The sequence below is a fragment of the Devosia sp. LjRoot3 genome (assembly GCF_964252865.1).
GTDB lineage: Bacteria > Pseudomonadota > Alphaproteobacteria > Rhizobiales > Devosiaceae > Devosia.
The window spans coordinates 379,965-390,954 of sequence record NZ_CAXUPK020000004.1; the positions used below are offsets into that span (position 1 = coordinate 379,965).

9 protein-coding genes are annotated in these 10,990 nt (G+C 62.1%); 3 read left to right on the forward strand and 6 right to left on the reverse strand.

What is annotated here, in order from left to right:
• Positions 1–39 precede the first annotated feature (39 nt).
• The 6 genes from ACSQ2A_RS16580 to ACSQ2A_RS16605 all read right to left on the reverse strand — a co-directional run bounded on the left by ACSQ2A_RS16580 (position 40) and on the right by ACSQ2A_RS16605 (position 6,058).
• Positions 40–1,530 carry a Na+/H+ antiporter NhaC family protein gene (locus ACSQ2A_RS16580; protein WP_436073120.1) on the reverse strand — a complete coding sequence of 497 codons (1,491 nt, stop codon included), beginning with the start codon at positions 1,528–1,530 and terminating at the stop codon, positions 40–42.
• A gap of 30 nt (positions 1,531–1,560) precedes the next feature.
• Positions 1,561–2,124 (reverse strand): HdeD family acid-resistance protein, encoded by a 564-nt coding sequence (locus ACSQ2A_RS16585; RefSeq protein WP_436073121.1) that lies wholly within the window; start codon positions 2,122–2,124, stop codon positions 1,561–1,563.
• Positions 2,125–2,213: 89 nt separating this feature from the next.
• Positions 2,214–2,915: an exopolysaccharide biosynthesis protein gene (locus ACSQ2A_RS16590; RefSeq protein ID WP_436073122.1), complete on the reverse strand. Its 702-nt coding sequence runs from the start codon at positions 2,913–2,915 to the stop codon at positions 2,214–2,216.
• 38 nt (positions 2,916–2,953) lie between these two features.
• On the reverse strand, positions 2,954–3,334 hold the full coding sequence (locus ACSQ2A_RS16595; protein WP_295412835.1) for an SHOCT domain-containing protein: 381 nt from the start codon (positions 3,332–3,334) through the stop codon (positions 2,954–2,956).
• Positions 3,335–3,366: 32 nt separating this feature from the next.
• Entirely contained in the window at positions 3,367–4,605 is a 1,239-nt protein-coding gene (locus tag ACSQ2A_RS16600; RefSeq protein ID WP_436073123.1) for an arginine deiminase, read from the reverse strand.
• A gap of 16 nt (positions 4,606–4,621) precedes the next feature.
• A complete protein-coding gene (locus tag ACSQ2A_RS16605; protein WP_436073124.1) occupies positions 4,622–6,058 on the reverse strand; it encodes a basic amino acid/polyamine antiporter in 1,437 nt (478 codons plus the stop codon).
• A 989-nt stretch (positions 6,059–7,047) separates the two neighbouring features.
• Here ACSQ2A_RS16605 and ACSQ2A_RS16610 point away from each other — a divergent pair.
• From ACSQ2A_RS16610 to ACSQ2A_RS16620, 3 genes are all read left to right on the forward strand, one after another.
• On the forward strand, positions 7,048–7,611 hold the full coding sequence (locus tag ACSQ2A_RS16610) for an SH3 domain-containing protein (protein WP_436073125.1): 564 nt from the start codon (positions 7,048–7,050) through the stop codon (positions 7,609–7,611).
• A 238-nt stretch (positions 7,612–7,849) separates the two neighbouring features.
• Positions 7,850–9,214, forward strand: coding sequence for an amidohydrolase family protein (locus ACSQ2A_RS16615; protein WP_436073126.1), 1,365 nt, complete (start codon positions 7,850–7,852; stop codon positions 9,212–9,214).
• 567 nt (positions 9,215–9,781) lie between these two features.
• Positions 9,782–10,870 carry a helix-turn-helix domain-containing protein gene (locus tag ACSQ2A_RS16620; RefSeq protein ID WP_436073127.1) on the forward strand — a complete coding sequence of 363 codons (1,089 nt, stop codon included), beginning with the start codon at positions 9,782–9,784 and terminating at the stop codon, positions 10,868–10,870.
• The last annotated feature ends 120 nt before the right edge of the window (positions 10,871–10,990 follow it).

A 10,990-nucleotide genomic window follows, 5' to 3' on the forward strand; every position in this document is an offset into this window, starting at 1 on the left:
AAGTTCTGTTGAGACTGAAACCTGGAAATCGCGCAGCGCTTAGCCGGCAATGGCGTCCGGACGCGCTTCTTCCTTGCCGAGCTTTACCACCCGCCAGCCTGTCACCCCAATAAGAAGGGTCATGAGGGGGCTGGCAATATTGAAGAGGCAAAACGGCAGATAGACCAGCACCGGCACGCCCAGCACGGCCGCCATATAGGCGCCGCAGGAATTCCAGGGGATCAGCGGCGAGGTGACGCTGCCGCCATCGGCCACGGCGCGGGAGAGATTGCTTGAGGCAAGGCCGCGCTTTTTGAACTCGGCGCTGAAAATTCGTGCCGGCAGGACCACGGCCACATATTGGTCCCCCGCCACGACATTGAGCCCCAGGGCCGAGCCGACGACGGTGGCAACAAGCGAGCCGGTGGTTTTGGCCCGCGAGATCAGTGGGGTCACGAGCTTGAGCAGCAGCCCGAACTCGTCGAGGAGCGACCCGAAGACCAGCGCCCCCAGAATGAGCCAGATGGTGAGAAGCATGCTCGCCATGCCGCCGCGCGAGAGCAGGCTATCCACCTGTTCGATGCCGGATCGGGCCTCGAACCCCGTCGCCATCACCTGCCAGCCGGCCTTGATATGGGCCACGATCGGGGGCAGGTCGGGCGCATTGACGAAGCGCAGCACCGCGTCGGACTGCAGGAAAGGCGCCAGGATGGCGGCGGCCAGCGCGGAGGAGGCGATAGCGAGGGAAGCTGGAACTTTTAGCGCCGAAAGCGCGACGAGCAGGACCACCGGGAGCAGGGTCCATGGCGTGATCGAAAACAGCTGCGACAGGGCGGCCAATTCGGAATCGATCAGCGCGTCGCTGGCGCCGGACGTGCCGTCAAAGGCGCCGAAGAGGATGAAGCCGGTAAGCGCGATGAGCAAAGCGGGAATGGAGCTCCAGGCCTGGGCCCGCAAATGGGTATGGATCGGCGTATCTGTCAGTTGTGCGGCGAGGATGGCGGTTTCCGAGAGCGGGGACATTTTTTCCCCCACATAGGCACCGGAAATCACCGCGCCCGCCGTGATCGGCACGGAGACACCCACCATGATGGAGAGGCCGACTAGGCCGACGCCAATGGTCCCGGCAGTGGTCCAGGAGCTGCCAATGCCGAAGGAAATGAGCGCGCAGATGAGGAAGGCGGCGGGGTAGAACCAGTCGGGGTTCATCACCATGATGCCATAATAGACCAGGGTCGGGATGGTGCCGGCCATGTTCCAGGCGCCGATCAGCGCGCCGATGGCAAAGAGGATGAAGATGGCACTGACGACGGAGGAGACGCCCTTGCGACCGGCCTCTGCCACCTCCTCCCAGGAGTGACCATTCTTGAGCACGATGAGGGCGGCGGTGAGCGCTGAAAAGATCAGCGCCACCTGCAGCGGCCCTTCCATGGCGTCGTTGCCGAAGAGATAGACCGCCGCCGAAATCAGCACCGCCAGCACGGCGAGCGGGATCAGTGCATCGACAAGCGAGGGCTCCCTGATGGTTCTGGGTGGCGCTGATGGCTGCATTTGGCGGCGCTCCTCGGAAACGGCAAACGTTCAGCCCCGCGCCAGCCGTTCCTTGGCCGCACCCCAGCTGCGCACGATCTGTATCAGGCCAAAAAGGGCAACGAGGCCGCCCCCGATCTGCATCAGAAGGAGCGCGCCAGTCATCGGCAGGGCGATGAGCAGGGCGCCGAGCACGACGTAGATCGCGGCGCCGGCAACCGAGGTCCAGACCGGCGGAAAATTCTTGCGGTAGCGGATCAGGATGAAGGCTTCCGTCAGGCCCACGGCAATGGCGCCGAGCCCGATCACCCAGGAGAGGACTTCGGGGGTCAGCATGCCCGCAAGGAAAGGGCTCAGGAGCAGCATTATGCCGGCCAGTGCGGCGAGGCCGCCGCGCACCAGGCTCAGCCAGAATGGCCAGCTCGATTCAATGCCGTAATTCTGGCTCGCCAGGGCCCCCAGCACGCCATCGACCAGCAGCACCGTGCCGCCGACCACCACCACGACCTTCAGCGCGTAGTCGGGGAGAAACATGGCGACAAGCCCACCGATCAGCAGTAGCGCGCCGCGCAACAGGCTGAACGTAACCGCCCAACGCTTGGAAGACGCCGCCATTTGGTAACTCCTTGCACTTGTGTGTCGTTCTGGCCCTGCGGGCCGGTTTTCATGCTCTGCCGCGTGCCCGGAGGCGCCGGCCTATCCCGTCAGGGGTCATCCCCCTCCACCACATGCTCGACGATATCGCCCAGGGCGAAGGCGAGCACGAAGATCAGCCAGATGGCGACCAGCGCCACCAGAGTGCCCAGGGCGCCGATGGCGACGCCCGCGAGGACAGCGATGCCGTCCTGGTTGAGGACGCCCATGCAGATGACGGCCAGCCCCGCCGAAGGAATGAGATTCATGAACGGCACCGGGGCCATGTTGACCAGAGCCAGGATGATGGCGATCACGGCCACGAAGGGCATGGCGCCCGGTCCGGTCAGCCCGCGCCAGCGGGGCGCCGAAATCTTTGCGACCCAGCGCACGATCATGGCCAGCGCCTCGAGCAGCTTCTTGATGACTTTGAGCGGCAGCGGCATGCGGCCAAACCAGCTGCCAAAGCTCAGTGGCTGGCGCAGCAGCATGGATATGCCGACCGCGAACATGGCCACGGCCATGAGAAAGTTGTAGCCGGGCGGGCCGGGCAGGAGGTTGAGCAGCGCAAAAAGCATGATCGCCAGCACATGCGAACGCTCGCCGACCATCCCTAGCAGGTCCGCGCAGGTCAGGGCGGCGTCAGGCCGCCCCGCCCGTTCGCGCAATTGCGCGACGATGACATCGACAATCGGGATGATCGGGTCGTGATCTCGATCATGATTTTGATCATGATTGTGATCCTGGTCATGGCCCGGGCCCTTGTCGGTCATGCCGGCAACTCCCGTTGAGCCATCTCGACCCGCCTCGCTCATGCCAGCGCCTTGGCCTTGAGCGCGTTGAACTCGGCCTCGGAGATCACCCCGTCCTTCAGGAGGCCATTGGCCCGGGCGATCTGTTCGGCTGGCGAGGTGCCGGCGACATTGCGGATATAGGTTTCGGCCTCCGCCCTTGCCTCCTGACTGGCCTGGATCTGCCGCCGCCCCATGCCGCTGCCGCGGATGAGGAGATAAAAGAGCGCTGTCAGCATGGGCACGAAGATCAGTGCGATCACCCAGATGGCCCGCGCAAAGCCGCCGATCTCACGGTCGCGGAACAGGTCGATGATGATCTGGAACAGCACGATGAGATAGGTGATGAGGAAGAAGGTCGAGAGGATCAGCCAGAGAACTTCCCAGAAATTGCTAGACATGTTGCACCTCGGATTGAGTGTCTTGGAACCGGTCAGTAGTCGACGGCGTCGCGGATGATCGGGCAGGTCATGCAATGGCCGCCGCCACGGCCGCGACCCAGCTCGGAGCCCGAGATGGTAATGACCTCGATGCCCGCCTTGCGCAGCAGCGTGTTGACATAGGTGTTGCGGTCATAGGCGAAGACGACGCCGGGCGAGGCGCAGACGAGATTGGCGCCGCTGTCCCATTGGGTGCGCTCGCGGGTATAATCATTGCCCGCCGTCTCGACGACGCGAATGGCTGAGAGCCCCAGCGCCTCGCGTACGGTTTCGACCAGCCCGCCCTTGTCCTTGCTCAGCTCCAGCCCGCCATTGCCATCGGGCCGATAGGAGAAGCACTCGATGGGATTGACGATATCTGGATAGATCAGCACGCAGTCGCGGTCGGCGAAGGTGAAGACCGTGTCGAGATGCATGGCGGCGCGCAGTTTTGGCATGGCGGCCACGATGACGCGTTCCACCGCGCCCTTTTCAAAGAGGGTTTTCGCCAGTTGGGCGATTGCCTGGCGCGAGGTGCGCTCGCTCATGCCGATGAGCACATTGCCCTTGCCGATGGGCATGACGTCGCCGCCTTCGAGCGTCGCCAGGTCCCATTCCTTGGTCGGATCGCCCCACCAGACATTCACCTTGCCGGCAAAGTCGGGATGGAACTTGTAGATGGAGCTGGTGAGGAGCGTTTCCTCGTGTCGCGCCGGCCAATAGAGCGGGTTGAGCGTCACCCCACCATAGATCCAGCAGGTGGTGTCGCGCGTGTAGAGCGTGTTGGGCAGCGGGGGCAGGAGATATTCGTTCACCCCGGCGGCGTCCCGCACCAGGTTCATGCGCTCCCCGCCGATATCATCGGGAAACTCATAGGTGGAGAGGCCCCCGATCAGGGTTTCGGCCAGCTGCCGGTTGGAAAGGCCATCGAGATAGGAGCGGACATCGTCGACGAGGTCGGGCCCCACCTTGTTGGGCGCGATCTGGTTGTCGAGAATCCAGGCTCTCGCCTCGGGCAGCGCCACGGTTTCCTCGAGCAGATTGTGCATTTCCACGACATCGACGCCGCGCTCGCGCAGCTTGTTCATGAAGTCGAAATGGTCGCGCTTGGCCACATCGACCCAAAGCACGTCGTCAAACAACAGGTCGTCGCAGTTGGAAGGCGTCAGCCGCTGATGCGCCCGGCCGGGGGCGCAAACCATGACCTTGCGCAATTGGCCGACTTCGGAATGGACGCCAAAACTGGTTTCCATGCTTCAAGCTCCTCGATCAGGGGGTAATGGTGCCGGTCAAAAGGCCGATCGTGCCCGCAATGCCTGCCAGCACGGTGACGCCGAAGACGATCAGTTCGACCGGAGTAAAGAATTTGGCGCGCTGCTCGCGGCGGGCCCAGAAATAGAGGATCAGGGTTCCGGGAACGAAGAGCACGGCGACGAGCAGGACATATTTTAGCCCCGCGGCCACGAACATGAAGAGCGTGTAGACGACAGCGATCCAGGCAATGATCTGGTCCATGCCCCTTTCGCTGTCATTGGGCTCATAGCCAATGCCGCGGCGGGCAACGATCACGCCATAGCCGGCCACCAGCAGATAGGGCAGGAGCGCGGTGACGCTGGTCATGTCGAGCATGAAGTTGAAGGCGTCAGCCGACCAATAGGTCGAGATGACAAAGAGCGAGACCACGATATTGGTCAGCCAGAGCGCATTGGCCGGCACGCCATTGTCGTTCTGCGCCGCGAACATCTTTGGCATGTCCTGCGACTTGGCGGCGGCGAACATCACCTCGGCGCAGATCAGCGACCAGGCAAGATAGGCCCCGAGCACCGAAACCAGCACGCCGATGGAAATGAACACGGCGCCCCAATGGCCCACGACCAGTTCAAGCGCTCCGGCAAGGGAGGGGTTCGCCACCCCGGCAATTTCGGCGCGCGGGGCGGTCGCAAAGGGGAGGAGCGTGACCGCGACCATCAGGCCGGTCACGGCGACAAAGCCCAGCACCGTGGCGCTGCCGACATCCTCGCGCTTCTTGGCAAAGCGCGAATAGACGCTCGCCCCTTCGATGCCGAGGAAGACGAAGACGGTGATGAGCATGGTGTCGCGCACCTGCGCCACCAGGCTCTTTTCCGGCATGTTGAGGCCGCCGAAGAAGTTTTCGGAGAACTGGTTGTAGTTGAAGAAGAAAATGAAGATCAGGACCGCCACCACGATCGGCACGATCTTGGCGATGGTCACGACAGTATTGATGAAGGCGGCCTGTTCGACGCCGCGCAGGATCATGAAATGGAAGGCCCAGATGCCGGCCAGCGACACGATGATGGCAATGGGACTGCTGCCATCGCCAAAGAGCTCAGGGAAAAAACGTCCGAGCGTCGAGCCGATAAGAACCCAGTAAAAGACGTTGCCGAGACAGCTCCCGAGCCAATAGCCGAAGGCGGACAGGAACCCCATATAGTCGCCGAAACCGGCCTTGGCATAAGCGAAAACGCCGGAATCGATGTCGGGTCTTCGGGTCGCGAGCGACTGGAAAACGCGAGCCAGCATATACATGCCGGTGCCGGCAATGGCCCAGGCGATGATGGCGCCAAAAGGTCCCGTTGCGGTCGCAAAGCGTCCCGGCAGGTTAAAGATGCCGGCCCCGATCATGGACCCTATGACCATCGCCGTCAGCGCATTGAGCGATAGTTTCCCCTTGTCAGTTCCCGCCATACCGCCGCCCCCTAACTGGCTCCAACAAAACACAAATCCTCTTTGGAGCCGGATGAGGCTAGCGCTCACAGGGGCGTGAGGAGAATGGCGAGGCGTCCCCACACTAGGCTTGGCGTCCCGCTTTCCAACTTTCGTTGCCCGCGAAAATGCCACTCGTGCTTTTGGGTTTTGGCTATTGTGGCCCCGCCGGCTGAGGGTTTTCGCGCGATGCACCCGTCTACCCTTGATGGGCCGGGTCGTAGCATTGTGCGACCGGCGCCCCCTCCCAACCGCCCCGTAAGGGAAGGCTTTGTTCAGAGCGCTTTCGCTCCACGCGCCGTGTCTTAGAAGGCGTCACGGCAACAAGACGCATCCAGAGCGGACACTCCCTTGGCCCCGTCGCGGGAACTGTTCACTTGTGACGCATCGGAACCCCCCACCCTTAATCCCTCCCCACAAGGGGGAGGGAGACGAAAGAGCCGTGTCATTGAGGCAAGCGCTCCCTCCCCCCTGTGGGGAGGGAATGAGGGTGGGGGTGGGGAGCCACAAGGCGCTAAAGTGACCGCTCCCCCCTTGCCGTGAGGGCCGAGGCGACGGCCGACACCTCATCTCCCCGCTCCCCTAGGAGAAGGCGCTCACCTTGTGCGCTTTCACCCCATCCACCGATGCCTGAAGCCACCGATCAGCGGTTCGGTAGCGCCAGACACTCCCCGCATAACGAGCCCCGCATTCCGTCAAAGTGGGCCGTGTAACCTCGGCACGCATGCAAGCAATTCGATCAATAAGGAAGTAATTGAAACTCTTGTCCGGCAGTCCACATTCTTGGCATTCCGTCCATCTTTTCAGAATCCATCTTCATGTGGCGTTGTCCGGCTTTTTGTCTGTGATAGCGTCAGTCAAATCGAAAATTACTATTTTGGATTTGTGCAGGCGCGGTCAGGTTTGCTCGTCAGGAAGCCGGTTTGACGGCACAAGCAGCAAGTGATCCGCGTCCGATAGGAGGTCTCACGATGATTAGAACGCTTGTCCGGTTTGCCATGGCGGTCTTTGCCGTCCTGGTGCTGTCCCTGCCGGCCCTGGCCCAGATGTTCGGGCCGGCGGTCACGGTTGCCAATGTCAATTTGCGCAACGGGCCGGGCACGAACCATGCCGTGATCCGCGTGGTGCGCTCGGGCGAAGAGGTGACGATCGTCCGTTGCGAACGCAATTGGTGCCTCGTCAATGCCGGGCGCGATACCGGCTGGCTCTCCCAATCCTATGTGATGCGCCTCATCGCTGCCCCGCCGCCGCCCATGCCCTGGCCCGATTTCGATTTTGACGCTGGTCCGGCGCGCGCCTGTTTTTACGATCGCCCCAATTTCCGCGGTGACAGTTTTTGCCTGCGGCCTGGTAACGGCAATGCCAATCTGGGCAATTGGCGCAACCGGATCGCCTCGGTCGCCATCCACGGCAATTCGCTCAGCGTCGATCTCTGCACGGGCCGGGATTTCCGCAATTGCACTTCGATACGGCGCGACATGTCGAACCTGAGCCGGCAACTGCAGGGGGCGATTGCCTCGGTCAAGGTCTGGTAATGGGCACTGGCAGCGATCCTGCCACTGTCCCAGCCCCCGTGAGTCCGAAAACACTGGGCTGCCCTCGGGCCTGACCCGAGGGCCGCACCGCGATTGAGATGACGTGAACTGCCCAGCGCGCGTGATCTGTCCTGCCACAGTTGGGACGGCAGGCTGCAGTTTGGGATTTTGTGCGATTGTTGGGCCTCCTCATCCGGCTAAGCTTTGCCTCCCGGAAGTGTAAGGAGCTCTGCGTGCCATGAGTGTCTCTAAGGCCAAGTCACTGGTGTCGTTGTTTTTTGTTGGTCCGGCTGTTGCGGCAGCGGCTCTGCTGGCGGCGGCGCCGGCTGTCCTTGCCCAGACGGCAAAAGCCCCGGTCGTGTTCGAAAATGTCATGATTTTTGATGGGCAGTCGGATGCGCTGAGTGGCCCATCCAATGTTCTGGTCAAGGACGGCAAGATCGCCGGGATTTCGACCGCTGCAATCAGCGAAGACGGCGCCACGGTGATCGATGGTGAGGGCAAGGTGCTGATGCCGGGCCTGATCGACGCGCATTGGCATACCATGCTGATCGGGGTCACCCCCGATACCGGCCTTGCCGACATGGGCTATACGCATCTTGTTGCCGGCGTCGAGGCGACGGCGACACTGATGCGCGGCTTTACCACGGTGCGCGACCTCGGCGGTCCGGCCTTCGGGCTCAAGAAGATCATCGACCAGGGCCTCATCCCCGGGCCACGTATCTATCCATCTGGTGCGATGCTGACCATTACCAGCGGGCACGGCGATTTCCGGACCTTTGCCGATCTGCCGCGCCAGATCGGGGAGCTGACCCCGATGGAAGAGGCCGGCATGGCCATGGTGGTCGACAGTCCCGACGAAGTCCGCATGCGCACCCGCGAGCAATTGATGCAGGGCGCCTCCCAGATCAAGCTGACGGCCGGCGGTGGGGTGGCCTCGCCCTTCAGCCCGCTCGACGCGTCGACCTTTATCGATGTGGAAATCGAGGCCGCCGTGCAAGCCGCCTCGAACTGGGGCACCTATGTCGGCGTCCATGCCTATACCCCGCAGGCGGTGCAAACGGCGATCAATGCTGGGGTAAAAGTCATCGAGCACGCGCATCTGATCGATGACGAGACGGCGCAGCTGATGGCGGAGAAGGGCATCTGGCTCAGCACCCAGCCTTTTGACGAAAATGCCGGCGCGGGCCTGCCGCCCACCTCCATGGACAAATTCCATGAGGTGCTGCACGGCACCAGCAATGTCTACGAATTTGCCAAGAAGTACGACCTCAAGACGGCCTGGGGAACCGACATTCTGTTCTCGCCCATTCTGGCCCGCGGCCAGAACAACATGCTGCTCAACCTGCTCGAATGGTACACCCCGGTCGAAGCGCTGCAGATGGCCACGGGCACCAATGGCGAGCTGCTCCTGCTCTCGGGCGAGCGCAATCCCTATCCCGGGCGCATCGGCCTCATCGAGGAAGGCGCCTATGCCGATCTGCTGCTCGTTGACGGCAATCCGCTCGAGGACCTGACCCTGGTTGCCGATCCGGCAAACAACTTCCTCATCATCATGAAGGATGGGGTGATCTACAAGGACATAACCGGCGACCAGCCATAGAGCCTGTCAGATCTCGCCCATTTTCACCTGTTCGCGCGTTTGCGTCTCTCGAGGGTAACAGTCTGTTAGCCAATAGACGCCAACGCGCGGCGATGGATCGGCCAGATAGGAACGCAGAGACAAGGTCTGGGACGGAATGCACATCCGTTCGCGGAAGTATATGATACTCTCACTCAGCAAATTGCGTGTCTCTGGCCATTCGGGGCAAGCAGCTTGTCGGCGGCGGCAATATTCGGATAAAGTTTTCGCATAGTCATTCTGCCTATTTGGCTTTTTCAACTTCTCGTTCGACGCTAGACTGGTTGTTCGCAGCAGCCGTCGCCAGCGGCGGAGGAGCGTTCGGGAACCCGAGGGCACTTTGGCGGCCCCCCGGCAGACGACTATCCAAACCTCTGAAGCGCCGGGCTTTTGGCGCTTTGGCTTCTTGCCTTCTGTTTGTGTGTGGCTTGGCCGCGCACCGTTGCGGCCAGTCCCTTTTGGGGCCAGACGGGCCGCGTGGCGCGGTCCCGCGGCCAGCAGTTTTCCGCCTTCGCTGAAGGTCGGGAAACTCTGAGGGGGAGCGTCAGAATGTACCATGCGTCCAGTATTCGTCCGCGATATCAGCCGGTTGTGCCGCTGATGAATTCGCCGAATGACGAAGCTATCGGTCTGAGGCCTATCGATTTTTCAACCAGTGAAGTGCCTGTAGCGGATCGGTTCGACGCCTGGCGCGATGTCCATTCCGCCGCCTTTGACATCTTTCCGAGCCAGGACAACAGGAATTTTCGCGCCCGGCATCGCACCTGGGATCTGGGCAGCATGGCCTTCCAGACCATCGAAACCGACAGCCTGCGCTTTGCCAGTCTCGCCGAGCAATCCAAGCGCGATCCATTGGATCATTGGGTCGTTTCGCTCTTCGTCACCGGTCGATGCACGATCGAGGGCTCCAGGGTCCTTCTCGAAAATGTTTCAGGAATTCCGCAACTTACCTCCCTCGTCGATCCCTTCCATGGCCAGGTCACGGCGGGCAAGGCGCATCTGCTCTATGTCCCGCGCGATACCTGCCGCGACGCCGCCCACCTCCTCGACGCCGCCTCGCTCACGCTGCTGCAAGACGGCATGGGCGGCATTTTTGCCGACTATATGCTGAGCTTGGAAAGCCGCATGTCGCAGCTGCAGCCGGGGGACCTCGCCGAGCTTGTGGCGGCCACGCGCGCGCTGCTCCTTGCGGCGATTGCGCCGTCGCCCGATCGCCTCGAAGAGGCCGGGGCGCTAATCAACCACGCCCTCCTCGAACGCGCCCGACAGTGCGTGCAGGATAATCTGCAGAATCCGGCGCTCGATGTGAATTTCATCCTGCGCGGGCTCGGCGTTTCCCGCTCCCGCCTCTACCGCCTTTTCGAGGCCTCGGGCGGCATCATGCACTATATCCAGAAGCGCCGGCTGCTTGCGGCGCACAAGGTGCTGGCCGACCCCTTGAGCGGGCGGCGCATCTTCGAAGTGGCCGAGGATTTCTGCTTCAACGATGCTGCTGAATTCAGCCGCGCTTTCCGGCGTGAATTTGCCTACAGTCCCTCCGATGTCAGGGCTCATAGACCGCATCTGGCTGCAGATCGCGTGCAGTCCAGCCCCCACGCAAAGGACCTGACGGACCTTCTCAAGCGCATGCAGAGCTAAGGCGTCATCGGTTTTTCGAACGGCGCTGCTAAAGCCGGATCGTCGCATGGTTGGCCCGCGCCGTGTCACGCGCGTGTCATTGACCCCGACTAAAACCAGCTCATTCGAATGAGTTGGTGC